Source organism: Robbsia andropogonis (genome assembly GCF_034047095.1).
Classification (GTDB): Bacteria; Pseudomonadota; Gammaproteobacteria; order Burkholderiales; family Burkholderiaceae; genus Robbsia; species Robbsia andropogonis.
In genome coordinates, this window is sequence record NZ_CP139166.1 from 218,342 (window position 1) to 243,690 (window position 25,349).

Annotated in this window: 19 protein-coding genes; 11 read left to right on the forward strand and 8 right to left on the reverse strand. The window is 58.0% G+C overall.

The window, feature by feature from the left end:
- Nucleotides 1–2: 2 nt before the first annotated feature.
- Together urtE and SJQ66_RS06170 are read left to right on the forward strand one after the other, a co-directional pair.
- A complete protein-coding gene (urtE, locus tag SJQ66_RS06165; RefSeq protein ID WP_046152078.1) occupies nucleotides 3–695 on the forward strand; it encodes an urea ABC transporter ATP-binding subunit UrtE in 693 nt (230 codons plus the stop codon).
- Between the two features lie 478 nt (nucleotides 696–1,173).
- The gene (locus SJQ66_RS06170; protein ID WP_024904899.1) at nucleotides 1,174–3,291 is read left to right on the forward strand and encodes a hybrid sensor histidine kinase/response regulator; all 2,118 of its coding nucleotides are present in this window, start codon (nucleotides 1,174–1,176) and stop codon (nucleotides 3,289–3,291) included.
- Between the two features lie 73 nt (nucleotides 3,292–3,364).
- Here SJQ66_RS06170 and SJQ66_RS06175 read toward each other — a convergent pair whose 3' ends face one another.
- Nucleotides 3,365–4,165 (reverse strand): sulfite exporter TauE/SafE family protein, encoded by an 801-nt coding sequence (locus SJQ66_RS06175; RefSeq protein WP_236693354.1) that lies wholly within the window; start codon nucleotides 4,163–4,165, stop codon nucleotides 3,365–3,367.
- A 16-nt stretch (nucleotides 4,166–4,181) separates the two neighbouring features.
- Nucleotides 4,182–4,913 carry an MBL fold metallo-hydrolase gene (locus tag SJQ66_RS06180; protein WP_024904898.1) on the reverse strand — a complete coding sequence of 244 codons (732 nt, stop codon included), beginning with the start codon at nucleotides 4,911–4,913 and terminating at the stop codon, nucleotides 4,182–4,184.
- Nucleotides 4,914–5,478: 565 nt separating this feature from the next.
- On the opposite strand from SJQ66_RS06180, the gene ggt reads away from it, so the two are divergent.
- Together ggt and SJQ66_RS06190 are read left to right on the forward strand one after the other, a co-directional pair.
- Nucleotides 5,479–7,170 (forward strand): gamma-glutamyltransferase, encoded by a 1,692-nt coding sequence (ggt, locus tag SJQ66_RS06185; protein ID WP_081765095.1) that lies wholly within the window; start codon nucleotides 5,479–5,481, stop codon nucleotides 7,168–7,170.
- Nucleotides 7,171–7,350: 180 nt separating this feature from the next.
- Complete coding sequence (locus tag SJQ66_RS06190; RefSeq protein WP_024904896.1) at nucleotides 7,351–9,066, forward strand: thiamine pyrophosphate-dependent enzyme; 1,716 nt, start codon at nucleotides 7,351–7,353, stop codon at nucleotides 9,064–9,066.
- Between the two features lie 46 nt (nucleotides 9,067–9,112).
- On the opposite strand, the gene SJQ66_RS06195 is transcribed toward SJQ66_RS06190, so the two are convergent.
- Nucleotides 9,113–9,808 (reverse strand): lipocalin family protein, encoded by a 696-nt coding sequence (locus SJQ66_RS06195; RefSeq protein ID WP_320534091.1) that lies wholly within the window; start codon nucleotides 9,806–9,808, stop codon nucleotides 9,113–9,115.
- Between the two features lie 742 nt (nucleotides 9,809–10,550).
- Here SJQ66_RS06195 and SJQ66_RS06200 point away from each other — a divergent pair.
- Complete coding sequence (locus tag SJQ66_RS06200) at nucleotides 10,551–13,025, forward strand: glucose/quinate/shikimate family membrane-bound PQQ-dependent dehydrogenase (protein WP_253464340.1); 2,475 nt, start codon at nucleotides 10,551–10,553, stop codon at nucleotides 13,023–13,025.
- Here the strand turns inward: SJQ66_RS06200 and SJQ66_RS06205 are convergent.
- Entirely contained in the window at nucleotides 12,989–13,312 is a 324-nt protein-coding gene (locus SJQ66_RS06205) for a hypothetical protein (RefSeq protein WP_320534092.1), read from the reverse strand. The genes SJQ66_RS06200 and SJQ66_RS06205 overlap by 37 nt on opposite strands.
- Before the next feature lie 163 nt (nucleotides 13,313–13,475).
- Here SJQ66_RS06205 and SJQ66_RS06210 point away from each other — a divergent pair, with 163 nt between their 5' ends.
- A complete protein-coding gene (locus SJQ66_RS06210; protein ID WP_320534093.1) occupies nucleotides 13,476–14,987 on the forward strand; it encodes an ATPase domain-containing protein in 1,512 nt (503 codons plus the stop codon).
- The gene (locus SJQ66_RS06215; protein WP_024904891.1) at nucleotides 14,987–16,723 is read left to right on the forward strand and encodes an ATP-binding protein; all 1,737 of its coding nucleotides are present in this window, start codon (nucleotides 14,987–14,989) and stop codon (nucleotides 16,721–16,723) included. The genes SJQ66_RS06210 and SJQ66_RS06215 overlap by 1 nt, the downstream gene beginning before the upstream one ends.
- Nucleotides 16,724–16,736: 13 nt before the next feature.
- Here the strand turns inward: SJQ66_RS06215 and SJQ66_RS06220 are convergent, their stop codons facing one another.
- Nucleotides 16,737–17,441 (reverse strand): FadR/GntR family transcriptional regulator, encoded by a 705-nt coding sequence (locus SJQ66_RS06220; protein ID WP_024904890.1) that lies wholly within the window; start codon nucleotides 17,439–17,441, stop codon nucleotides 16,737–16,739.
- Between the two features lie 315 nt (nucleotides 17,442–17,756).
- Here SJQ66_RS06220 and gudD point away from each other — a divergent pair, with 315 nt between their 5' ends.
- Nucleotides 17,757–19,106 (forward strand): glucarate dehydratase, encoded by a 1,350-nt coding sequence (gene gudD / locus SJQ66_RS06225; protein WP_024904889.1) that lies wholly within the window; start codon nucleotides 17,757–17,759, stop codon nucleotides 19,104–19,106.
- 21 nt (nucleotides 19,107–19,127) lie between these two features.
- On the opposite strand, the gene SJQ66_RS06230 is transcribed toward gudD, so the two are convergent.
- Nucleotides 19,128–19,382 carry a hypothetical protein gene (locus SJQ66_RS06230; RefSeq protein ID WP_024904888.1) on the reverse strand — a complete coding sequence of 85 codons (255 nt, stop codon included), beginning with the start codon at nucleotides 19,380–19,382 and terminating at the stop codon, nucleotides 19,128–19,130.
- Nucleotides 19,383–19,899: 517 nt separating this feature from the next.
- Between SJQ66_RS06230 and SJQ66_RS06235 the strand changes: the two genes are divergently transcribed.
- The 3 genes from SJQ66_RS06235 (at nucleotide 19,900) to SJQ66_RS06245 (ending at nucleotide 23,025) form a co-directional block, all read left to right on the forward strand.
- Complete coding sequence (locus tag SJQ66_RS06235) at nucleotides 19,900–21,450, forward strand: methyl-accepting chemotaxis protein (RefSeq protein WP_036011909.1); 1,551 nt, start codon at nucleotides 19,900–19,902, stop codon at nucleotides 21,448–21,450.
- A 132-nt stretch (nucleotides 21,451–21,582) separates the two neighbouring features.
- Nucleotides 21,583–21,855: a hypothetical protein gene (locus tag SJQ66_RS06240; RefSeq protein ID WP_320534094.1), complete on the forward strand. Its 273-nt coding sequence runs from the start codon at nucleotides 21,583–21,585 to the stop codon at nucleotides 21,853–21,855.
- A gap of 42 nt (nucleotides 21,856–21,897) precedes the next feature.
- The gene (locus SJQ66_RS06245; protein WP_081765092.1) at nucleotides 21,898–23,025 is read left to right on the forward strand and encodes an alpha/beta hydrolase; all 1,128 of its coding nucleotides are present in this window, start codon (nucleotides 21,898–21,900) and stop codon (nucleotides 23,023–23,025) included.
- Nucleotides 23,026–23,069: 44 nt separating this feature from the next.
- On the opposite strand, the gene SJQ66_RS06250 is transcribed toward SJQ66_RS06245, so the two are convergent.
- On the reverse strand, nucleotides 23,070–23,585 hold the full coding sequence (locus SJQ66_RS06250) for a response regulator (protein WP_024904885.1): 516 nt from the start codon (nucleotides 23,583–23,585) through the stop codon (nucleotides 23,070–23,072).
- Nucleotides 23,586–23,612: 27 nt separating this feature from the next.
- Nucleotides 23,613–25,286 (reverse strand): PAS domain-containing sensor histidine kinase, encoded by a 1,674-nt coding sequence (locus SJQ66_RS06255; RefSeq protein WP_253464334.1) that lies wholly within the window; start codon nucleotides 25,284–25,286, stop codon nucleotides 23,613–23,615.
- Nucleotides 25,287–25,349: the final 63 nt, after the last annotated feature.

The following is a 25,349-nucleotide window of genomic DNA, read 5'->3' on the forward strand; positions in this document are numbered from 1 at the left end:
CAATGCTGGAAGTAGCGGGATTGAATCAATACTATGGCGGCAGTCACATCCTCCGCGACGTGACGTTGCATGTGCCTACCGGCAAGCTCACGGTGCTGCTGGGCCGAAATGGCGTGGGCAAGTCGACGCTATTGCGTTGCTTGATGGGTGTGACCCCGGTGAAGACCGGCAGCATTCAATGGCAAGGAGAAGCATTGGAGCGGTTGGGAACGCCTGCGCGTGTCGCGCGTGGTCTCGGCTATGTGCCACAAGGACGGGATATTTTTCCGCGACTGACAGTGGAGGAGAATCTGCTGATCGGCGCTGCCTCTCATACCATTCCCAAGCAGGTACCTGAGCGGATTCACGCGTTGTTCCCGGTACTCCACGACATGCGGCACCGACGTGGCGGGGATTTATCGGGCGGACAACAGCAACAACTGGCGATCGGCCGGGCGCTGATGGGCGAGCCGGAACTATTGATTCTCGACGAGCCGACGGAAGGCATTCAGCCTTCGATCATCAGCGATATCGGACGGACGCTACGTCGATTGGTCGACGAGTTCGGGATGACGATTCTGCTGGTGGAGCAATATTATGAGTTCGCGCAAGCGCTCGCGGATCAATATTGGGTGATGCGGCGTGGAGAAATCGTCGCCGGCGGTACTGGTGCGGAAATGGTGGATCACGGTGTACGGGAGATGATCGCGGTCTAATGGTTCCCGCGTCCAAGCATAGGTTGAAGAGGGTGAAAGGGCGTCCACATCACCTCATCGCCCGCGGCAACCTTTGCCATCTTGCAGGCATCGTGGTGAAGACATTTGGGTGGGAAAGGCGTTTGCAACACGGAAGAAACAGCGGCTGACTTACTTCAGCGCAGGAGCATGGGAGGCAGCTAGCACGATCTGGTACAAAAAGCGCGTTGGAGCAGGCGGCTTCGTCGCCTGCCACCCGATGCTAGAGAAAGCGAACGGCAAAACGACGTCAATAACAAAAGCACGACCGGACAATTTAAGACAGCCCCGCAACGGCGGATAGTGCGGTCATGATTATGTTAAATTATGGTGTGATGCTTGGTTGTCAAGCAGGAAGTGCCCGGAAATGAGACGATTGTAGGGATAACGCCAGTCGTCATCGGCTCGACCTACACGGTCTGGTAAAAATTTCAACGGCCTTTTTGCTCCTCTTATTGGCATGATCATCGACAACGCCGTTTCCAGCCCAGCACCTGCTGGCGGTGAGCGCGCGCCTCCGAACGAGGGCGCGGGACCGATCATCGCGCAGTCCACGGCTAGCATCGGCGGTGTGCTGAAGGCTTTACGCGTGCGAGAACGGGAGGATGATCCCTTTTCGCGGATCAGCCATGAGATGCGCGCGATCGTAGACCGTGACGGTATGATCGTCGATGTGAACCGGACGTGGGAGCGCACTCTCGGCTGGCTAGCCGAAAACGTCATCGGTCGGTTGTTATGCACGCTCGCGCATGCGGATGACCGCGACAGGTTGTCGCTAGCACTTGATGATCTCGAAGACGACGGCGCCACGCAAGAATTCGAGAATCGACTGCTGTGCGCCGATGGCACCTACCGACTCGCCGCATGGTCGGCGACGCGCAAAGGTGACTATCTGTACTGCGCCGTCCGTGACATTACGGAACAGCGGGAGCGGGAAGTCGCACTGCATGATTCGAAGGATTTCGCGCGGCTGGCGTTGTCCGCGGTCAATGGCGTGGGCGTTTGGACATATGAAGTCGGCAGTGACTGCTTCTTTTGTGATGCGGCCATTGCCGCCCTATATGGTATCGATCCCGCGGAAGCTGCTGGCGGCATCAAGCGCGTCCGTTTCCTCGCGAATGTGCATCCCGATGATTTGATCGCTTTACGCAAGACAATGACGGGCGGCCTGATTCGCCGCGGCGATCTCGAGCTTGAATATCGAATCTGTCATCCTGATGGCTCGACGCGCTGGGTGCTGTCGCGTGGACACACGTATTTCAATGACGATGGCATGCCCGTGCGCCGCACCGGCGTCGGGCTTGACATGACGTCGCAGCGACTGCTGGAACAGCAACTGCGCCAGAGCCAGAAGATGGAGGCGGTCGGACACTTGACTGGTGGTCTCGCCCACGACTTCAACAATATGTTGCAAGGCGTATTGGGCCCGCTCGAATTGATCCGCCAACTTCTTGCGCTAGGCAGGCTGTCCGAGTTGGATAGATTTATCGGGATGGCAATGGGTTCGGCACGCAAGGCTGCGGCATTGACGCATCGTCTGCTGGCGTTCGCTCGTCGACAACCGTTGGCACCGCGGGCCGTGGATGTCGCGCAGTTGATCCCGACGCTGACCGATCTGCTGCGACAGTCAGCCGCCGAGAAAATCGAGATCAGGCTGTTGCCTGACAGCCAGCCCTGCCGTGTGCGATGCGATCCGCATCAGTTAGAAAGTGCGCTGCTGAATCTTTCGATCAACGCATGCGATGCCATGCCGGATGGCGGGACGCTGTCAGTCGAATCGCGCATCGAAGAAGTGAGTGAAGCGATGGCCCAATTGCATCAGGATGCGCACCCGGGCCGCTATGTTTGTATTGCCGTAACCGATACGGGCACTGGCATGCCGCAGCATGTCGTCGATCAGGCGTTCGAGCCGTTCTTCACAACGAAGCCGTCGGGTCGTGGGACGGGATTGGGGCTGTCGATGGTACATGGTTTTGTGGGGCAATCGGGCGGCTTCATGCGTATTAATAGCCAGGTCGGCAGTGGCACGATCGTCGAACTGCTTCTCCCTGAAGTGTCGACCGACGACGGGCGAGGCGATTCCGCTGTGGAAGAGCGCGCGCATCATCACCTGGGGTCCGGCGAAACAGTGCTTATTGTCGACGACAACGCAACCATTCGCGAATTGCTCGGCGTTCTGTTCGAGCAATCCGGGTACCGGACCTTATCTGCACACGATGGTTCGTCGGGACTCGCCATACTCTCGTCTGACGAGACGGTCGATTTGGTGGTGACCGATGTCGGCTTGCCCGGTATGAATGGGCGTCAGATGATCGATATTGCCCGCGAGTTGCGGCCGCAGTTGCCCGTACTGTTCGTGACGGGCTATGCCGAGGTGGCAACGGCCAATGGCTTCCTTGGCGAGCGCATGGAGATGCTGCCAAAGCCCTTTTCATTGGAAGCCGTGATTGTGCGCGCGCAGAGCATGCTGCAGAAACAGGGGGAAGGTAAAGCGGCCGCGCAAAGCGACGTCGCGTCCGGGATGGCGCCACTCGCGGTCCAGGATCGTGAAGGCCAGAGCACGCACCCGGACAAATAACGCAGCAACGGCAGCACATCACTGATGCCTCCTGTTTCATAGGCTCAAGTGTATTGTCGCCTGGCGTTATCGCTCAACCTGAACGGTACAGGATGTAACTCGCGGCCATGACGATCATCACGGCGAATACGATATTCAAGACGCCGCGTAGTTGTGCAAGCCGCGTGGCGGCGCGCGCCCCGATCCATCCGCCGACCACGCCTCCCGCGACGAATTCCAGGGCGATTTGCCAGTCGAGCTGTCCTGATATGGCATAGTTGGCGGCGGTGGTGAGGCCGAATGAACCAACGGCGAACAGGGATGTACCGATTGCCTCGATAATCGGCAACCTGGCCGACAGCATCAAGCCCGGGACGACGAGAAACCCCCCGCCAATCCCAAAAAATCCAGACAAGCTACCAGCACCGATGCCTGTGCAGCAAACGCGGCCATAGCGCACAGGTGCCGCATTCGCCGCGCACGTTGGACGCGATTGACCTCGCAACATCAGAACGGCGACGAACAGCATTAACATCGCAAAATAAACGATTAATCGCTGTCCATCGATCTGTTTGCCGACGCTGGAGCCAACTGAGGCACCCAGCACGCCACTGGCCGCAAATGCGAATGCGGCGCCCCATCGCACGCTGCCACTGCGTGCATGCGGGATCAAGTTCAGATAAGCATTCACGGCGACGGCGAGTGCCGCGGTGCCGATGGCGATGTGCGGATTATTCAAGCCCACGACATACAACATCAATGGTACGGCCAGGATGGAGCCACCGCCGCCAACCAGACCCAGCGCAAAGCTGACGAACGCCCCGCAGACGGCGGCGGCCAGCGCTTGAGCGGCGCCCCCACCTGTTACCATCAAGGACGGAATCAAGATAGACATGCGTGCCTTGCGTGCATCAGTCTTGTTGGATGACGGTGTTGCTTGCGGCAACCGTCGATTGACCGCAGGCAAGATTCGCCGGCACGGCGACGTCCATCAAGACAGGATTCGGAAGGTTCAGTCCGGTCATAAACGCCACGTATTCGGCTTCTGTCTTACCCGCCAGGCGCGGATTCCAGCGCTTTTCCTCGCCGATCGACGATGCGGTCATGCCCCTGTAGTCGTGACCCGGGTAAATGAGCGTGTCATCGGGCAGCTTGAACAATTTGTTGGTAATGGAATCCCATGACCGATGCGGATCTCCCCCTTGAAAATCAGTTCGACCGCTGCCTCGAATCAGCAATACGTCACCGGTAAAGACGGCGCGTGGCTGCTCGGGCCGTAGCACGAAGCTGAATGACTCATCGGTGTGGCCGGGTGTATAGATCGCCTGAAGCCGCACGCCGTCGACATCGAGTATTTCGCCTTCATGCACGTGTCGGCTGACGCATTGGGCATGGGTGCGTTCGCCCATGACGGTGGTGCATTGCACGGCATCCCGGAGATCACCTAGCGCAGTGATGTGATCGGCATGAGTATGCGTGTCGATCGCTTGCACCAGTTTCAGATCCAGTTCCGTGATCAATTGAAGGTATTGCCGTAGATGCTCCTTGACCGGATCGATGATCAGCGCTTCGCCGCCGACGCGTGATGCCAGCAGGTAGGTGTAAGTGCTTGATGTGCGATCGAAGATTTGTCGGAACAGCATGATGACTCCTACGACAGTTCTATATTACCCTAAAGTATATGCTTATATTTTATAATAATAAAGAGGTTGAGCTGTGCTTCCGTGTGATGTGGATGTTTCCAGCCAACGTTCCTGCCGGTGCCGGCTCTGCGTGGTCGAGCCGATCTGGTTGTGTAGTTTGAGGCCAAGCCGGGTCGCCAGATCAGGGGGCGATGTCGTCATTTGACAGCAGCGGGCAGGAACGGCATGGTAGGCGCCTCCGCCGTTCCTGCCCGCTTGTCGGAAATTACCCTGGACGTGCCGATCGCGAATTAACGGATTATTTCAGGATAAGTACAATGGCCTGACTATCTGTCGGAGTTCGTCGATGAAATGCTTTGCCTTCGCGCGTGCAGTGGCATGCGTTGCCGGTGTTCGTACGGTAGCGCCAGCGCGCCTTTCCATCCTTCGCCTATGCGCTGTCATACACTCAATTCCTACCGTCTTAGGCACGCACACATTGCGGGTGCATCGCGGCATCGTGCCCATTGCGACAGTCGTCTTATTGAGCGGAGTATGCGCGCCGGTGACCGTGCGCGCGGCATCGATGCCTGCTGTCGAGGCAAAAAACGGCATGGTGGTGACATCGCAATCCCTGGCGACCAATATTGGCGTCAATATACTGAAAATGGGAGGTAATGCGATAGATGCGGCTGCCGCTGTCGGCTATGCCGAAGCGGTGGTCAATCCGTGTTGCGGCAATATCGGCGGCGGCGGGTTCATGACGATCCACCTTGCGGATGGCCGCGACCGTTTCATTGATTTTCGGGAAAAGGCACCGGCTGCCGCAACGGCGAATATGTACCTCGATGAAAACGGCAACTTACGCAAAGGAGAAAGCCTGTATGGCTATCGTGCGGTGGGTGTGCCGGGTACAGTTGCAGGTCTTGATCTGGCGCAACGCACCTACGGCAAGCTGACGCGGCGCCAAGTGATGGCACCGGCGATTGCACTTGCACGCGATGGTTTCGTATTGACTCGCGCTGACACCGATATTCTCGATACGACGGTGGCCCAATTCAAGGATGATGCCGAAGCACGTCGTATCTTCCTGCGTCCGGACGGCAGTGCGCTGCAACCTGGTGATCGTCTGGTGCAAAAAACCCTGGCCCGTACGCTTGAGCGTATCTCGCTGGAGGGGCCTGATGCTTTTTATCACGGCGCGATTCCGCAATCCATCGAGGCGGCATCGGAAAAGAGCAACGGCTTGTTGCGCGCTTCCGATTTTGCTGCTTACAAAGCCGATGATACGGAACCGTTGCGTTGCAGCTATCGCGGTTATACGTTCATCTCTTCACCACCGCCCAGTTCCGGTGGCGTAACGATGTGCGAAATTCTGAACGTACTGGAAGGCTATGACTTGCGCGCGATGGGCTACGGGTCGGCCGCGGCGTTGCATGTGATGACGGAAGCGATGCGCCATGCGTACCTGGATCGCAACACCTTGCTCGGCGACCCCGCATTCGTCAACAACCCGCTCGACAAGTTACTGAGCAAACGCTATGCGGCGGATATACGTTCACGGATCGAAGCCGATAGCGCAACGCCGTCGCAGACCGTCAAGCCTGGTGACGGCCTGCATGAGAAACCCGAGACGACCCATTATTCGATTGCCGATGCCCAGGGCAATGCCGTGTCCACCACTTATACGATCAATGGTCGATTTGGTGCCGTCGTGATGGCGCCGAATACGGGCTTCTTCCTGAACGATGAGATGGATGACTTCACGACAAAAGTTGGCGCACAGAACCTGTATGGTTTGGTGCAGGGCGAACGAAACGCCATTGCGCCAGGGAAACGACCGCTGTCGTCGATGGCCCCTACGATCGTGACGAAAGACGGCAAGGTGTTCATGGTCCTGGGCTCGCCGGGCGGCTCGCGAATCATCACGATCACGCTGGAAACGGCGCTAAACGTCATTGATTTTGGGATGGCACCGCAGGCAGCCGTCGACGCGCCGCGAATCCATCAGCAATGGCTCCCGGATGAAGTGTATTACGAGACGCAGGGTGTATCGCCCGATACGTTGGCGATCATGAAGAAGATGGGCTACAAGATGGTCGAACAGACCCCATGGGGTGCGGCCGAGGTCATTCTCGTTGGCTTGCCCGGCACAAGCGTCGTTTCGGAAGGCGCGAGTTCCGGTAATGATGCGGGTGTGTCGGGAAAGGTGCGTGTAGGGTGGTTGTATGGTGCAAACGACCCGCGTCGACCGGCCGGCACGGCGGCAGGATATTGATCAGAAGCGCCGCGATGCACGCCGCATGACAGCGCAAATGTCACCGGCGTGAGCGTATCGCCTGACAGTACTTTTCCATCGTGCCGTCGTGCAGGTGTCGTCAATCCCCGGTATGTTAGACACAAGTGCAGTCTAGTTACCCAGGGATGAATTTCTCCCGCCCCCATATGGAGAAATGCGATGAGCAAGCGTGTTGCGGATGTCATTGTGGAAACGTTGCAGGCAGCCGGAGCACGGCATTGCTGGGGCATTCCAGGCGATACGTTGAATTACGTCACGGATGCGATCCGTCGTAGCGAGATTGAATGGGTTCACACGCGACACGAAGAAGTCGCCGGGTTCGCCGCGGGCGCGGAGGCCATGCTTGCCGACCGTCTGACATTATGTGCGGGGTCCTGCGGCCCGGGCAGCCTGCATTTCATCAATGGTTTGTTCGAGTCGCATCGCAATCGTGCCCCGGTGGTATTGATCGCAAGCCAGATCACGCGCGACGAACTGGGCTTCGACTTTCCACAGGAAGTGGATTTCAAGCCAATCTATGATACGTGTAGCGTTTTCTGCCAGGAGGTGCGCAGCCCGGCACAAGCAGGCCGCGTGGCCGCCATGGCGGCACAGGCGGCGTTGTCAAAGCGCGGCGTTGCGGTGATTATTCTACCGGTGGATGTATCCAGCGCGGAGGCGCCCGAGGCGCCGCCATTCGCCGTGCATCGTGCCGCGCCCGTTGTGCGGCCGAATGATATCGAACTGGAAAACATTGCTGCCATACTCAACGCCGGAAAGAAGATCACCGTCTATGGCGGCTCCGGCTGCGAGGGTGCGCACGCGCAGATCATGGCGTTGTGCGATCGACTGAAATCGCCGTTTGCGCACACGTCGCGTGCCAAGGATTTCGTGGAGTATGACAATCCCTACAACGTTGGCATGACAGGGATTTTCGGAATCGCTTCTGGTTATGAAGCTGTTTCTGAATGCGATACTTTGCTCTTGCTCGGCTGCGACTTCGCGTGGCGTCAGTTTTATCCGGAAAAAGCCCGCATCGTGCAAATCGACATCGATGCCACCCATTTGGGCCGTCGTCATCCAATCGAAATAGGCGCGGTCGGGGACATCGGCGCGACACTCGACGCATTGCTGCCACTGTTGATGCCGCACGAAGACGCGCGCTTTCTCGAACATAGTGTCAAGCGTCATGAGAAGGCAAAGGCCCAGTGGGATTCGCGCGCCAAAGTGGGTAGGGGAGGTGCGATTCACCCGCAGTATCTGACCTCGGTGATCGATCGCCTTGCCGATGATGATGCCGTATTCACCGCTGACTGCGGTTCGCCGATGGTCTGGCTGCTACGTCATACCCGTGCGACCGGTAAGCGCCGCACTGTTGTCAGCCTGACGCATGGCACGATGGCGAATGCCATGCCGCAGGCACTTGGCGCGAAAAAGGCGTTTCCCGATCGACAAGTCATTGGTCTCTGCGGGGATGGGGGATTGACAATGTTGTTGGGTGATCTGATCACGGCGGTACAGGAAAAGATCGATGTGAAGCTGGCGGTGTTTAACAATGGCTCGCTCGGCTTCGTGGAGCTCGAACAGAAGGTGGAAGGCTTGCTGGACGCATACACGGACCTGAAAAATCCCAATTTCGCGATGGTCGCGGAAGCGATTGGAATCTATGGGCGCCGTGTCGAAAACGCCGAGGCGCTGGAAGACGCGGTGCGCAAATGGTTGGCGCACCCCGGCCCGGCGCTCCTCGACGTCACGACCGATAGGATGGAGTTGGTCATGCCGCCGGTTATCGAAAAAGCACAAGTATTCGGCACCGCGCTCTATTCGGCAAAAGCCGTCATGGGCGGTCGGGCGAAGGATGTCGTCTCCATGATCAAGGACAATCTTCTGAGCTGATGTGCTGGACTGGCAAGATCACTTTCTGCCAGTGGCTCTGCCATTTTTACTGCATCGTAAGGCGTAACAATGTCGTGTCGTAACCCATGGCGACGACACGACTCATCAGGACCGCGATGATGTGCTCATCTGGCACAGCCTCTCTCGTCAACAACCAGAGATAGCGCCCACTCGGTTCGCCAACGATGGACCATTGATAGTCGTCGTCATGATCTAGGATCCAATAATTGCCGAGGTAGAACGGGCCGAAGAACGAGACCTTCAGTTTGGCGTTACGGCTGCCAGCAACAATTTTTGCCTTACCTTCGTTGCGGTGCGCGGATGGGGCATCGGGGTGACAGCCGCACGTGTTGACAACGCGCAGCATACCGTCGCGTGTTGGCCGATACTCCGCCGTCACCCGTTCGCATCCTTGCTCAAAGCGATTCTCGTAGCGCGCCCATTCGTACCAACGCCCTGCGTAACGCGCTATATCGACCGGCTTCACGGGTTGCGGCACGGCCCGGTTGCCACTGGGGCGTGCCGACTGCCAGCCGCGCCATGCACCGTAAGCGGCCAAGCCGCTCAGCCCCAGCGCGGCAAATGCTGCCGTTCCCAGCACGGCCGGTGAATAAGGTGGCCGTGCCGATTCGCTCAGTACATGCTTGCTGCGTCGAAAGTCCATGGCGGATTGATTGCGCGCCTGAGAGCGCGGTAGCGACAGGGATTGGGCGCGTCTGGCGCGCGTACTACGATCAAACACGGGTGCTCTCCTCGATACTTCAGTCGCGGTATTCATTTGAATATTGTTCTAAGGGCACGGCAACCGCATTGGGACAATGCGTGTGGCGACCTGGGAATACAAATAAGCATTTCTCATGCCTGACGGCGCTTCTCATGTTTCAGGATTTCGCGGGCAGGAGAGGGGAGTCGCTTTGTTCGCAATGCACGAGACAACCGGCGTAGTGCGGTAATAAAAACTGTGCAGTTGAACCTTGCCGTGTACATGCAATCATGTGCCGAAGCCGCATGTTGCTGCTGCGCATGCGCTGTAGGAGGTCTCGAATTGACCTTGGCAACCGCATTTTCACATTAGGCATACAGCCCGCAATCGTTATTCGAACGGGTTATGAAAATTCGAAACGTCATTTTGCAATCAACTTCTAAAATCGAGTGCATTTACTACGTTCTTTATCGCACTAGCGTATTGTATGAAATAGAACCGTGCATAAGCGTTATTGGTATTTTTCTTACGTTAACCTTGCATCTCGTTGCTGTCTAGTGCAGCAAGGGTGTTTGCCACTACTGCCGCGCCCTGTGATATGGGCGTACGCTTTTTTCCGAAGCCCGGTAGGATAATGATCAGAAGTGCATAGAAACTCAGACAATATCATTATTTCGAAAAATGGCGGTTCGTTGCTCCATTGGGGCGCCCCTACCCGTCTGCGCGCGTCCAGCGTTCCGCAGATCGTCCGGTTTATCCAATATTGAAAAACGAGGTTCTCATGAAGAAGGAAGCGCCTTCCGGCGTGCCGCGTCTTCTCAGCGTGATTTTTGCCGTGCTTACCGGGCTGTATCTGCTGGCCGGTGGCGTCTGGTTGTGCATGATCGGAGGGTCGCCGTATTACGCGATTACGGGGATTGTGATGCTTGTAGTAGCGGCGATGCTGGCGAAGCGGCAGGGGGCCGCACTTGTCTTGTACTCGCTGCTGTTGCTTTGCACGACAGTCTGGGCCGTCTGGGAGGCAGGCTTCGATTTCTGGGCGCTGGCACCGCGCCTTGATGTGCTAGTGATCTTCGGCGTATGGCTGGTATTGCCGTTCGTGTATCGGACGCTGTCGAGCAGTCGGAAACGGCCGATGTTTGCGTTGATCGGCAGCATCGGGGTAAGCGCGGTGGTATTGGCGTATGCGGTGCTCAATGACCCGCAGGAAATCAACGGTATATTGCCGCAACAAACGGCTTCCGCGGCGCTCTCCTCGCAGGATGGCGTGGCCTCGGGCGATTGGCCGGCCTACGGACGTACGCAGACTGGTACGCGCTATTCGCCTTTGCGGATGATCAATGCCGACAATGTAAGGGATTTGAGGGTGGCGTGGACGTTCCGTACGGGCGATATGAAGCGCGCGTCGGACCCGGGTGAGATCACGGATGAAGTGACGCCGATCAAGGTCGGCAATTTGCTGTACCTGTGCTCTCCGCACCAGATCCTGTTTGCATTGAATGCCGCATCGGGCAAGGAAGTCTGGCGATTCGACCCGCACTTGCAGACGAACCCCAGCTTCCAGCACGTAACTTGTCGCGGCGTTTCCTATCACGAGATGACGGGTGCAGCGGCGATGGGTGGTGCGGTCACGAATGCGCCTGCTTCAGGCGCAATTGCTGTCGCGGCACCCATCGCAAGTGGGCCCACGGTTCCCATTGCCGACGCAGCGGGGTCAGGCGCCGCGATTTGCCAGCGCCGTATCTTTCTACCGGTCAACAACGGTCATCTTTACGCGCTAGATGCGGAAACGGGGCAGTTATGCCCGGACTTTGCCGACAAGGGAGACCTGAACTTGCAGGCGGGTCAACCGGTTACCACCGCCGGACAATATGAGCCGACGTCGCCGCCAGTGGTGACCGACAAGGTGATCATCGTGGCCGGTGCAGTCACGGATAATTATTCCACGCGTGAGCCATCCGGCGTCATTCGCGGTTTCGACGTCGAAAGCGGCAAGCTGGTGTGGGCATTTGATCCGGGTTCCAAGGACCCGAACCGGTTGCTGCCGCCAGGCGGGCACTATTCGTTGAACTCGCCCAATTCCTGGGCGCCGGCTGTCTACGATGCCAAGCTGGATCTCGTGTATCTTCCGATGGGGGTGAGCACGCCGGACATCTGGGGCGGCAACCGCACTCCGGAACAGGAGCGCTACGCCAGCAGCTTGTTGGCGTTACACGCCTCTACCGGCAAGCTCGCCTGGTTCTACCAGACCGTACACCATGATTTGTGGGATATGGATCTGCCGGCGCAGCCCACCCTTGCCGATATCACGGACAAATCCGGCAACGTGGTGCCCGTGGTGTATGCCCCGGCAAAAACAGGAAATATCTTCGTGCTGGACCGTCGTACGGGTGCACTCGTCGTTCCTGCTCCGGAAAAGCCTGTACCGCAGGGCGCGGCCGCCGGCGACCATGTATCGCCAACGCAGCCGTTTTCCGAACTCACCTTCCGTCCGAGCAAGAAATTGACGGGCGCCGACATGTGGGGTGCGACAATGTTTGACCAGTTGATGTGTCGCGTGATGTTCCATCGCCTCCGTTATGAGGGTACATTCACGCCGCCTTCGGAACAGGGTACGTTGGTGTTCCCGGGCAACCTGGGCATGTTCGAATGGGGCGGGCTGGCGGTGGATACCGATCGTCAAATCGCCATCGCGAATCCTATTGCATTGCCGTTCGTCTCACAATTGGTGCCGCGTGGACCGAATAATCCGATCGCGCCACCAGCGGGTGACAAGGGCGGTCCGGGAAGCGAGTCCGGCGTGCAACCGCAATATGGCGTGCCGTTTGGCGTGAAGTTGAACGCGTTCCTGTCGCCGCTCGGTTTTCCCTGCAAGGAACCGGCCTGGGGTTACATCTCGGCAGTTGATCTGAAGACCAACCAGATCGTCTGGAAAAAGCGTATCGGAACCGTGCGCGACAGCTCGCCGATACCATTGCCTTTCAAGATGGGGATGCCAATGTTGGGTGGGCCGATGACAACTGCCGGCGATGTCTTTTTCATCGGGGCGACCGCGGACAATTATCTCCGGGCATTCAGCACGAATACGGGTGATGCGTTATGGCAGGCCCGCCTCCCCGCCGGTGGCCAGGCCACGCCGATGACCTATGAAGCGGGCGGTAAACAGTTCGTCGTTATCGCTGCGGGTGGACATGGATCGTTCGGTACAAAGCTCGGCGATTACGTGATCGCATATGCATTGCCGGATGCGAAGTAACAGTTCAAGGCACTCGTCGCGTGCCTGCGGTTCCCATGGACAATAACCACGCGCTTGGTCAAGGGGGGGTGATTGACCAAGCAGTCACCGTGCTTGCCGCCATGTTGAATGCCGTGATGATCGCGACGCAACGAACCGTTGCGCGAAATCCTGCCGGAAACGCCGCGGATGTGCGCATTGGCATCGTTTTTTTGCCACACGCAATAAATTGCGGTGAAGTTTACCGCCGCGTGTAGACTCGCAGTTTCGAGCGCCGTTCCGTCGATTTTGATCAGATTGCCGAACACGGGGCCGCGTTTTCGCGTCGCCGGGCGTTCTGATCATGGCCGCCTTCTTGCTTCGTGCCTTCATATAACATGCATGGGTCTTGCTCCAAGCGCCCAGCTGTCACTGGAAACGCCGACAGTGCGACGATCCGGGCCTCAAAACCTGCCTTGTTTACAGATGCACATGAATAGCACGAATACCCGCGTATCAACCGGACTGGCGGAACTCGACGATATCCTGCATGGCGGCTTGCCCCCGCGTCGGATGTATCTGGTAGAGGGTACCCCAGGAACAGGCAAGACGACATTTGGCTTGCAATTTCTGCGCGACGGCCTGGAAAAGGGTGAAAAGGTCCTGTACATCACGTTGTCGGAGACCGTGGAGGAGCTCGACGAGGTCGCGCGCGGGCATGGATGGTCGCTCGATGGCATCACGCTGTTCGAGTTGGGGGAGTCTGGCGCCGCGATGCGGTTCGACGACAATCAGTCGATCCTGCACTCGTGGGAAGCGGAGTTGACCGAGGTTGTGAAAATGATCTCCGCGCAGGTAGAGGCGACGGCCCCGGCGCGCATTGTTTTCGACAGTTTGTCTGAACTGCGTTTGCTGTCGCAGGAGCCGCAGCGTTTTCGTCGGCAGATCCTCTCGCTGAAGCAGTTTTTCGCTTCTCAAAACGTGACGGTGCTGCTGATGGACGATATGACCGCACCCAACGGCCATAACCTGGATTTACATAGTCTTGCGCACGGCGTGCTGACGATGGAGCGTCTGGCACTTGATTTTGGTATCGCGCGTCGGCGTTTGCAGGTGCAGAAATTGCGCGGCAGTGCGTTTCGCGAAGGATTCCACGATTATGCGATCCGGAAGGGAGGGCTGAAAGTGTTCCCGCGCCTGATTGCATCGGAGCACCATGTCATGTTTGACGACAACCCGCTGGCCAGCGGCCATGCGCAGCTCGACGCGCTTCTGGGTGGTGGTCCGCTACGCGGCACCAGTACGTTGATTACCGGTCCGGCCGGTGCCGGCAAGACGACGTTATCGCTTCAATATATCGCCGCCGCATGCGAACGCGGCGAGCGCAGCGTCGTGTATGAATTTGATGAACGGATCGGCACGATGCTGGTCCGAGCGCGTTGTGTCGGCATCGACCTCCAGCGGCATATCGACTCGGGGATCCTGCATATCCGCCAGATCGATCCCTCGGAAATTTCTCCTGGGGAATTCACGACGATGGTGCGTTGCGAGGTGCGGGAGAACCATGCCCGGGTGATTTTGATCGACAGCCTGAACGGCTATGTCTCTGCCATGCCGCAGGAAAAAGAGCTGGTGCTGCAACTGCACGAATTGCTGTCGTTTCTGAATCAGCAAGGCGTTGCCACTTTCCTGATCGTCCCGCAAATGGGGTTGGTTGGCAGCATGAGCGTGGGCACGATCAACATCAGCTATATTGCAGACGCGGTCATTCTGCTGCGCTTCTTCGAAGCCAACGGACGTGTGCGCAAGGCGTTATCCGTTATCAAGAATCGTGGAAACCAGCATGAGGACACGATTCGTGAATTGGTCGTCAGCACCGCCGGCATCGACATCAGTGCACCGTTGGTGTCTTTCAATGGCATCCTGACCGGCACGCCGACTTATACTGGCGCGCCGAGTGCGCTCATGCTGCAAGAGCCAGAAGACGAGGCACGTGGTCGATAATGGTTCCCTTTTCGCGACAGGTCATTGTTCTGGCGCCGTATGGTCGCGATGCCGCGATCCTTACCGATATTCTTGGTACGCTGGATATCGATCCGGTGGTGTGCCCTACCTCGCAGTGGCTGCTGGAACAACTGCATGAAGCGAGCGGTGCGGTGCTGTTGACCGACGAAGCCTTGGCCAGCATTGATCTGGCGGCACTGGAAAAGCGTCTTGATGCGCAGCCGCCTTGGTCGGACATTCCTTTTATCGTTTTGGCGCGACGTAGCCGCGCTGATTCCTCGATCCAGCAACGGCTTGCGGCACGCTTGCCGAAGCGCATGACGAATGTGGTGTACATCGAGCGCCCGATGAGCGCGCTGGTTCTTGTCAGCGCCATTGAAGCCGCGTTGACCGGGCGCCGGCGCCAATTTCAAATTCGTGACGAATTGGTCGCGGTTGCCGCGACCAATGACCGGCTGCGGCAGGCCGAGGCGCGGCTGGCGCGCAGTCACGAGGAGTTGGAGCACGTCGTGGCCGCGCGTACGGCGGAGCTCGAGCGGACCAACAACGAACTGCGGCATGAGGCACGTGAACGACAACGCGCGGAAGAGGCATTGACGCAGGCGCAGAAGATGGAGGCGGTGGGGCGGTTGACTGGCGGCATCGCGCATGATTTCAATAATCTGTTGATGAGCTTGAGTGCCAATCTCGAATTAGCGAACAGGCAATTGGATGCGGGTCACCCCGCCCATGGATTTGTTGCCAATGCCTTGGGCGCGACGCAGCGCGGTACGCGTCTCGCGAGTCAGTTGCTGGCGTTTTCCAGGACGCAGAAACTTACCTTGCAGCCAGTGTGTGTCGATCAACTGATTCAGGAATTGGCGACGCTGGCGCGGCATTCGCTCGATGCAACGCAGGAGATGCGGTTCGTGCCAGGCGCGCCCGGGGCGTATCTGATGGCGGATCCGAATCAGCTTGAGCTGGCCATTTTGAACCTGGTCAGCAACGGACGCGACGCCATGCCGAAAGGCGGACGCATCACGATCAGCACGTATGCGCCTCGTGACAACGACTTGCCTGCCGACTTGACGCCCGGTGACTATATCGAGCTGTGCGTCAGCGATACGGGCGTGGGTATCGCACCGACGCTGGTGAATCAGGTTTTTGATCCCTTTTTCACGACAAAGCCGGTGGGCAAGGGGACGGGTCTTGGCCTGTCGCAAGTCTGGGGTATCACGCATCAATGCGGTGGTGCCGTGAAGGTGCGTAGCACACCGGGCGAGGGCACGGCATTCTGTCTGTTCTTCCCAGTGGCCGCCGCGCCGGAGTCCACGGAAGCTGTGCATCCGGCCACGCTTATCGCCGCGAAGGCAATGCAAGGAGTAGGTAGCGGAATCAAGGTATTGCTCGTCGATGACGATGACAATGTCCGTGATTCATTGGTCGCGGGTCTGGAGAGTGAGAATTTCTCGGTGACGGAGGCATCCTCGGGCGTCCGCGGCCTCGAATTGATGACTCTGGCGCGGCCCGATGTGCTGCTTGTCGATTATTCGATGCCGAACATGAACGGCGCTGATCTGGCCCGCGCCGCGCAGAAGTTGCACCCGGAGTTGCAGGTGCTGGTGATCACCGGCTACACGGATACAGCGGCGCTGGACGGCATTTCGAATGCACGTGTTCTGCACAAGCCGTTCGCTTTGACGCGGCTGAACGACATGATCCTGGCGATGGTCAGTGGCGCGGCGCAAGGCGTTTGAGGACGGCACGGCTTCAAACGCCTTGCGCTAATCCTGCTGCGATCCTCAGTCGTTCACGGCTGTGCGCCAAGTGCATGCGCATCGCTGCGCGGGCGTCATCGGCATCGCGGCGTACGATAGCCTTCTCGATCAGCCGGTGTTCCCGTAGAACGTCTCGTAAAAGCGCGACGCGATCCAGCGCGGCGATTTCCCTCGCCGCCAATTGCGAACGCGGGCTCACGCCACGGCCCATTTGTTGCAGGACATCCAGGAAATAACGATTGCCACTGGCGGCCGCGATTGCGGAGTGGAACGCAATGTCGTGCGCCACCACGTCGGTGCTCCCGTTGCATAGTGCTTGCTCGAACTGATCGAGCGCATCTGCCATCTGCCGCCGATGCGCATTGGTGTGCCGTAGCGCGGCGAAAGCCGCCGCCGCACATTCAATTTCCGTGCGAAATTCAAGGATGGCAAATGCGTCCACGAGCGTTGTCTGGGGAGGAGAATCAAGCATGACCGCCCGGGCTGGCGGCGCCAGAACGAAACTGCCCACGCCATGTCGCGTCTCAAGGGTCCGCTCGGCTTGCATCCGCGAGATTGCCTCTCGTATCACGGACCGACTTACCGAGAACCGTTGCATCAAGCCGTTTTCGGTGGGTAGCCGCATTCCTGGTCGTAACCGGCCATCCGATATGTCTGACATCAAGGCGGCAAACACCTTATCGGTCAGTGAAGTCATGACTTCTTCCGAAGAAGACCGAGGCGACCTTGTTTCTCGGTCAGCAGCACGCGCCAGCAACGCCGAGAATAAAGTAAATAGTTATACGACATCGTATAATAAGTGGGTGTATTTAAGACATCATATCGCGCATTTATAGCTGTTCGATTGGCTTAAAGCTCAGGGTTAACGCGTCGTTGGCCGAAAAAGTCAAATTCGCTACAATCGTTGTCGGACAACAGAAGTCATGTCACACATTCGAGTACGCCTGCGATGTGCTACCACAGGCTGCGGACCTTTCGCGCTCGACACAAGACAACACGCGAGGATTGCCAGATGACCGCCAACACGATCGCCGCAAAGGGCGCACCGACCATTACTGAACTGCGGGTCGTCCCGGTTGCAGGACGCGACAGCATGCTGCTCAACCTGAGCGGGGCACACGGTCCCTTTTTCACCCGCAACATCGTTTTGCTGAAGGATAGCGCGGGGAACACCGGCGTGGGGGAAGTACCGGGCGGCGAAAAGATCCGGCAGACGATTGACGATGCGCGTGCGTTGCTGATCGGTCAGTCGATTGGCGACATGCGTGGCCTGCTGAACAAGGCGCGGATTGCGTTTGCGGATCGCGACGTAGGTGGTCGCGGCTTACAGACTTTCGATTTACGTACGACGATTCACGCTGTTACCGCACTGGAATCGGCGCTGTTGGACTTGCTTGGACAGCATCTGGGCGTGCCGGTGGCAGCGTTATTGGGTGAAGGGCAGCAACGCGACGCAGTGGAGATGCTCGGCTACCTCTTTTATATCGGTGATCGGCGCAGGACACCGCTCGATTATGCAACGTCGGCGAATCCGGCCGACGAATGGGAACGCCTGCGCACCGAGGAAGCCGTGACGCCCGAGGCCGTGGTCAAACTGGCCGAGGCCGCGCATGCACGGTATGGATTTAACGATTTCAAGTTGAAGGGCGGCGCCTTCAGTGGCGACGCGGAGATCGAGGCGGTAACCGCGCTGGCCGAGCGCTTCCCTGATGCACGGATCACGCTGGACCCGAATGGTGCTTGGTCATTGGCCGAGGCGATCCGTCTCTGTCGAGACCAACATCACGTGCTGGCCTACGCGGAAGATCCCTGCGGTGCCGAGGACGGTTATTCCGGACGTGAAGTGATGGCTGAGTTCCGGCGTGCGACAGGTCTGCCGACAGCGACGAATATGATTGCGACGGACTGGCGTCAAATGGGCCATGCGGTGCAGTTGCAGTCCATCGACATTCCGCTGGCGGATCCCCATTTCTGGACGATGCAGGGCTCGGTACGGGTTGCGCAAATGTGTGCGGACTGGGGGCTGACCTGGGGCTCGCACTCGAACAATCACTTCGATATCTCGCTGGCGATGTTCACGCATGTGGCTGCCGCCGCGCCAGGCAAGATCACGGCAATCGATACACATTGGATCTGGCAGGACGGGCAGCGCCTGACGCGTGCGCCGTTCCAGATCGTTGGTGGCAAGGTTGTCGTACCGCAAACGCCGGGACTCGGTGTCGAAGTCGACTACGACGAATTGGAAAAAGCCCACGCGCTGTATTTGCAGCATGGTCTGGGTGCGCGTGATGACAGCGTCGCCATGCAGTATCTGGTGCCGAACTGGCAATTCGATAACAAGCGCCCCTGTATGGTGCGTTGATCGAAAGGCAGCGATGTTTCTCTATTCCACCGTACGCATAATGCGTGGCGGTGGGGCTTGCATCGACATCGCTATTTTTACGGTATCCAGTACGCGCTGCGTGATCAGCTGTGCCGACGTCACCGTGTGCTGATCGCTTTCCATGCGGTCCGCGATCTGAATCCGTTCTCTCCCTACCGCTAATATCGGCAATCGGCTCGACATCGATTGGGCTGCCGCCGACGCGTCCTCCCCCAGACTGACATCCTGCTGCGTAACGCTGTCCATTTTCGCCATTGGCTGCTTGATTTGTTCAATACAATATGGGCTTATCGTCCACCCAACCCGGACGGTATATTGCGGCACCCATCTTGCTCGCAATAGCGTGTCACTTTCGTGACCGCATTCGAAGTAAGGATGTTGGTCGGGAGTGCGATAACTTCGATTACCGAATGGATTCACGCGACCTTTTCTTTCGCCGCGGTCTTTTTTCAGATGTTCACGCACTGAAATGTGTCTTCCATGCACGGTATACGACGTGATTCCCGGGCACTGAAGGGCGAATCAGATGCCTGTTTCATTTTGTAACATATTATGGATTTTCTATAAAAATCATATCGTTAAATCGGACGTAATGACGGTAATAATTGTTTTTTAAGATACGGATTCGGTCGAACTTTCCTTTCATGGCAGTATCCGTTCGTAACGGTCTTCATGCGTGCACGGGCTCAAGGAGCGGGGTGAATTGCCGTTAACCCTGGTATCGCGCATGCTGGGTATCCCACCCGAGATCGTTTTTCCTCTCTTTCACGCCATGCTTCAACGACTGAGTTTGTCGCGCGGTCTACTGACCGTGCTCTGCCTCTTTTTTATTCTCCAGGTTGTGACGATTTATGTCGGGTTCGTCGCGCTGACACGGGCGCATGACGATGTAGGAAATCTGTCCAGCATTGCACTCCGGCAAGTCAACGAAATCAACAACGCCACCCAGCATCTGATGGATGCGCGGATCAATCTCTCCCGGGCAGGAACGCGGATGATCGGTGGTAAGCCGGAGCCACTCGATATTGTCGGCCACGCGAAAGAGCAGCTTGAGGCGGCAGGGCAGGCATTCGATGCATTCTCGACGGCGCCGAAAATCGATATGCAGAACACGCAGCTCGCCGATGGATTGACGGAAAACTATCGCGCCTATCACAAGGCGCTTTCCGAACTTGTCGGCTATCTCGACAACAACAACTTGCAGGCTTTCCTCGATCAGCCGACGCAAGGGTTTCAGGATCGGTATCTTGCGACGCAGGGTAAGTTCGTGGCATTCGGCAACGAGGCCAGTCAACGTTATGTCGAGGCGGTGGACGCGCGTTTGCGTGCGTTTCGCCTGATTGGCGGCGCGATTCTGTTGGCGCTGGTGGCTGTCATCGCGATCGTGTTCGCGATGCTGCGCCGCCAGGTCGTGCAACCGCTCGACGAAGTGGGCGCGCATTTCCAGCGGATTGCGAAGGGCGATCTGGTGACACTCGTTCCCGAGCGCGGCACCAATGAAATCGGCCGGCTGTTCGCTGGGTTGCGGGCGATGCAGCATAGCGTTGCCGGTACGGTGCAGACGGTGCGCGACACGGCCCATGGTATTAATCTGGGCGCCGACGAAATTGCCACTGGTAACGCGGACTTGTCGGCGCGGACCGAGAGCCAGGCCGCATCGCTAGGCGAGACCGCCAGTCAAATGGTGCAGATCACCCAGACCGTGCGGCAGAACGCCGAGCATGCGTCACAGGCGAATGCGTTGGCCAGTACCGCGCTGGATGTGGTCTCCGGCGGCGCGCGGGCAGTGGACGATGTGGTAGCGCGGATGCGCGACATTGCCGCCAGCTCCGCGCGGATCGGGGAAATCATTGCCGTGATTGACGGCATTGCGTTTCAAACCAACATCCTTGCCTTGAATGCGGCGGTGGAAGCTGCGCGTGCTGGCGAACAGGGGCGCGGTTTTGCGGTCGTGGCGGGCGAGGTGCGCGCACTGGCACAGCGTAGCGCGCAGTCGGCGAAGGAGATCCGGTCGTTGATCGATTCTTCGGCGGAACAGGTACGGGACGGATCGGAGCGTGCGGGACGCGCTGGTGCGACGATGAAGGAAGTCGCGGATGCCATCGCGCGTGTTTCCCACGTGATCCGTGAAATCAGTTCGGCGTCGCAGGAGCAAAGCGAGGGAATCGATCAGATCAACCAGTCTGTCACACAAATGGACGAGATGACACAACAGAATGCAGCGCTGGTCGAAGAGGCCGCTGCTGCCGCTGCCTCCCTGCATACGCAGACACGTCAGCTCACGGACGCTGTCTCGACGTTCCGCCTGACACACCACGCTTGACGCGGCGCTGAATAGGTCTCATCGCCGCGTCCCGTTTCCTCTCCCGGCGAAGGCGGCGGGCGCCGCGCCCTTCCCACGATATGCACGCCATGCGCCGCGTTACCTGCGCGTTACGTAACACGTAACGCGGTCATGACGTCCATGCAGCGTCGCAAGAAAGGGGCGATTACGCTGGGCTTTGGCAGAGCAGCGTGCGCGTACCGTGCCGCGGATGAAGGGGTACATTGTTGTTTTTGGGACGCGGCGCGTGTGCAGGGCATGCCCCTGATGCGTCTCTGCCTGTTTTCCGCTATCGTCGGATACAGTTGGTCTGGCCGGGATGGTGTGAGGAAGATGTTGGCGCATTTTCGCAAGCAGGCGTTATTGTCGCGCCTTGCAGGGACCGTGCGCGGCCAGCGGCCGTAAAGATCGGCTTCGTGCCGACGCAAGAACGAAAGCGAGTAGATTGTGGACGAGCGTGACGTGATCAGGGATGTCGGCGAGCAGAAAAGCGCGCTAGGGCATCCGATGAATGTCGCCGCTATACGTGCTATTGAATATGGGCCGGGAGCTGCTTGGTCATCGGCGATGCGTCTTGTCTGTTGCCTCTTGAGCAGTGTCCTGGTATTGGGCGCATGCTCGAAGGGAGACATGCGCAACGATAGCGACGTGCCCACGACCTTGCAGCAGGCCCGTTCGCGGAGCGTCCTGCCTGGATTTACCCTGGAACCGGGCGAGAGTGCCTGCAAGGAAGTCGGGCCCGCGCCGGAGACCCTGCCGGATGCGGAAAGCATCATCTACCGCACCGCGTCGAATCGGCCATTACGGCTGTTCGTGTTTCAGCCGGCGAGACCAAACGCGGTCCCGTCGAGCGCCATCCTGTTCTTCTTCGGCGGTGGCTGGCGCAGCGGCTCCGTCACGTCATTTGTCGATCAAGCTCACGCTTTCGCAGCACGAGGGTATGTCTCGATCATTGCCGATTATCGGGTCAGTTGCCGCGATGGCACCACGCCGCTGTCGGCGGTGGCGGATGCGCGCGCCGCCTATAAATGGGTCAGGAGACACGCTGGCGAATTGGGTATCGCACCCTCACGCATCGTTTTGTCTGGCGGATCGGCAGGAGGACAGTTGGCGTTGGTGACGGCGATGGAAGCGCGCCCCGAAAAGAAACCTGCGGCGTTGATTCTGTTCAATCCGGTTGTGGATCTGGTCACGCCGGCGCGATGGTATCTGAAGCCGCTGGCTCGGCAGATTTCCCCGAGCGCGTTATCGGTGAAGGCATTGCCTCCTACCATGATCTTCCACGGGGAGAACGACCGCCGCGTTTCGATCGAGACGGTGAGGACATTTTGCGGGCGGGCACGTGATGCGGATGCCATCTGCAATGTGCAAGCGTATCCAGGCGAGGATCACGGATTCTATCGTCGTCACACGCCGTTACCGGTAAAGACGCGCGAGCCGATGCAAACTGGTGCCGCGCCGATGCTGGCCGATAACGGCGTTGATGGTCATGTCGATAACGCCAATGCCGGACCATTCGACGATACGATCACGCGTGCGCTGATTTTTCTGCAACGCCAACTGTCGCCCTTGTGATGTTGCGTTCGGTCGTCGCTTTGCGGAGCAATCCGGTGCGCACCTTATCCGCCGCGCCTGTCGGTCACGACTTTGCCCGTGGTGGTGTTGATCGATGTCACGACCATGGGCTCGCCTTCGGCGCGAACGGTGTGGGGCGGCTGCTCGTTAAGCACGGCCCAGAACATGCCGATGTCTTTTACCGCCTCCATGAATTCTTGATATTGTATAGGCTTGACCACGTAGGCGTTCACGCCCATTTCATAACTCTTGAGCAAGTCCGCTTCGTGTTTTGACGAGGTCAGCATCAACACGGGCAAATAGGCCGTGCGTTTGTCTGCTCGAATGGCCGCCAATACTTCGTGGCCGTCGACTTTGGGCAATTTCTTGTCCAGGAGGACGAACGCTGGTAGATCGTCCCGTACGTCTTTCCAGGCGGCGCGCCGGAACAGATAGTCCAGTGCCTCTTCACCGTCGTTGACGGTCACGATGGGGTTTACGAGGCGACATTTTTCCAGCGCCATCGTGATCAGTTCCCGATCATGCGGGCTGTCTTCCACAAGCAAAATTGGCTTTAGCATCAGCTTTCTCTATGTACGTCCTGGCGTTCAGACTTGCTTCCTGGGAAGCTCGACGACAAATGTCGAGCCGTGTCCCGCACCATCACTCTCGACAAGCAACGTCCCGTGATGTGCCGCTACTATCGTGTTGGCAATCCACAGACCGAGTCCGAGGCCTCCGGCCCGTTCCGTCCCGATGCTCGCTGCTTGATTGAAACGATCGAAGATCCTGCTTTGCGTGTCCTTGCCAATGCCGATTCCGGTGTCGTGTATCAAAAAACGTGCGGTTTTCTCGGTGATTGCCAGGGATACGGTAATCACACCGCGATCGGTAAACTTGATTGCGTTGGTCAGCAGATTGAAAAACACCTGCCGCAGGCGTGTTTCGTCACCCAGGATCATGCAGCTTGCCTCGAAATGGGTCTCAAGCGCGAGCCCTTTGGCTTCGACATTTAAACGGACATCCTCCACCACGCTCTTTGCCACCGGCATGAGATCGATGGGTTTCAATGACACGTTGAGCTTGCCATTGATAACTGCGCCGGTGTCGAGCAGATCTTCGACCATCGAGCTGAGTTGCCGCACATTGCGTTTTATAACGTCGGCCGCTTTAGAGAGGGCAATGTGATCCGGTCTGTCGAGCAGTTGCGCCCATGAGCCGATTGCGTTCAATGGTGATCGCAGTTCATGACTGACCGCGCTCACGAAGGTGTCTATCGAATTTACGCGATCCTCGCTGGCGCGACGCGCATCGACTTCTGCTTTCATCCGTTGCTCGTTTTCCAATTCCAGGATTTTTCGCGCCGTAATGTCCAGTGAAAAGCCGCTCAGGCGGTTTGACGTTCCGTCATCGCTCTCTGGAAACTTACCGCGAACCATCACCCACCGCGTTTCACCGCTTGGCCAGGTCGTACGATATTCGACGTCAAACGATCCCCTACGTTCCAAGGCGTCTTCCAGGACCAAGCGTACGCGATCACGATCCACTGGATCAATCAACTCGTTGAGCAAGTTGCCATTAGTCATCAAATAATCGGATGGCATCCCGTAATTGGCTTTGCACTGCACTGTGCAATCAATGATCCCGGTGTTGAGGTCCAGCGTCCACGCGCCCACGCGTGCAAAAGACAATGCCTCTTTCAAGGCTTCGGTGTCGGTCTCGGATTGGCGCTGGGCGTCAAGCGCCAGACGCTGGCGTAGTTGCGCCTTGGACCGAAGAATCGCTTGTTGTTTTCGATGATCGATTTCTTGGAGATAACTGACCGTCACGTCCTGCAGCCGTAGGATATAGCAGGTTTCCTGAATACCTGATCGTCGAGATAGCTTTCTTTTATTGGCAAAAATTTTCCAATAGCGTGGCTCACTTGCCGCCAATGCGCCTGGCAAGGGATATACCAGCGGCGAGGTCTCGGCGGTCTCGATAAACTGTAGTCTTGCAAACAGTCCCGTCAGCAGGTTGTCTCGCCCCTCTCGTTCCGTCGGGGTTCCATGCTGGTTGATCTCGTAAATACTGCGGCCAATAATGTCGGCGCGTGTTTGACACGTCAGAACGCAATACCGCGCGTTCGCGGCGATGACGTGATAGCGGTCGTCCAAGACGAGATACGCGTCGATCAGAATATCAAACGCGCTGAGATCGTTAAGCATGTTCAGGAATGTTGGGCCAATTCGTTTCTTTCCTGTCGCACAAGCAAAGAGCGCCGACAAGGCGCGTGACGCCATTATGGCATCCAGAACACGAAAAGCACCAACACACTTATCGGGATACCACGCCTGACATCTTCA

What these genes read in the sequence shown, in the direction of transcription:
- urtE (WP_046152078.1), top strand. Translation starts at nt 3, where the DNA reads ATGCTGGAAGTAGCGGGATTGAATCAATACTATGGCGGCAGTCACATC.
- SJQ66_RS06170 (WP_024904899.1), top strand. Translation starts at nt 1,174, where the DNA reads ATGATCATCGACAACGCCGTTTCCAGCCCAGCACCTGCTGGCGGTGAG.
- SJQ66_RS06175 (WP_236693354.1), bottom strand. Translation starts at nt 4,165, where the DNA reads ATGTCTATCTTGATTCCGTCCTTGATGGTAACAGGTGGGGGCGCCGCT.
- SJQ66_RS06180 (WP_024904898.1), bottom strand. Translation starts at nt 4,913, where the DNA reads ATGCTGTTCCGACAAATCTTCGATCGCACATCAAGCACTTACACCTAC.
- ggt (WP_081765095.1), top strand. Translation starts at nt 5,479, where the DNA reads ATGCCTGCTGTCGAGGCAAAAAACGGCATGGTGGTGACATCGCAATCC.
- SJQ66_RS06190 (WP_024904896.1), top strand. Translation starts at nt 7,351, where the DNA reads ATGAGCAAGCGTGTTGCGGATGTCATTGTGGAAACGTTGCAGGCAGCC.
- SJQ66_RS06200 (WP_253464340.1), top strand. Translation starts at nt 10,551, where the DNA reads ATGAAGAAGGAAGCGCCTTCCGGCGTGCCGCGTCTTCTCAGCGTGATT.
- SJQ66_RS06210 (WP_320534093.1), top strand. Translation starts at nt 13,476, where the DNA reads ATGAATAGCACGAATACCCGCGTATCAACCGGACTGGCGGAACTCGAC.
- SJQ66_RS06215 (WP_024904891.1), top strand. Translation starts at nt 14,987, where the DNA reads ATGGTTCCCTTTTCGCGACAGGTCATTGTTCTGGCGCCGTATGGTCGC.
- SJQ66_RS06220 (WP_024904890.1), bottom strand. Translation starts at nt 17,441, where the DNA reads ATGACTTCACTGACCGATAAGGTGTTTGCCGCCTTGATGTCAGACATA.
- gudD (WP_024904889.1), top strand. Translation starts at nt 17,757, where the DNA reads ATGACCGCCAACACGATCGCCGCAAAGGGCGCACCGACCATTACTGAA.
- SJQ66_RS06230 (WP_024904888.1), bottom strand. Translation starts at nt 19,382, where the DNA reads ATGGCGAAAATGGACAGCGTTACGCAGCAGGATGTCAGTCTGGGGGAG.
- SJQ66_RS06235 (WP_036011909.1), top strand. Translation starts at nt 19,900, where the DNA reads ATGCTTCAACGACTGAGTTTGTCGCGCGGTCTACTGACCGTGCTCTGC.
- SJQ66_RS06240 (WP_320534094.1), top strand. Translation starts at nt 21,583, where the DNA reads ATGACGTCCATGCAGCGTCGCAAGAAAGGGGCGATTACGCTGGGCTTT.
- SJQ66_RS06250 (WP_024904885.1), bottom strand. Translation starts at nt 23,585, where the DNA reads ATGCTAAAGCCAATTTTGCTTGTGGAAGACAGCCCGCATGATCGGGAA.
- SJQ66_RS06255 (WP_253464334.1), bottom strand. Translation starts at nt 25,286, where the DNA reads ATGGCGTCACGCGCCTTGTCGGCGCTCTTTGCTTGTGCGACAGGAAAG.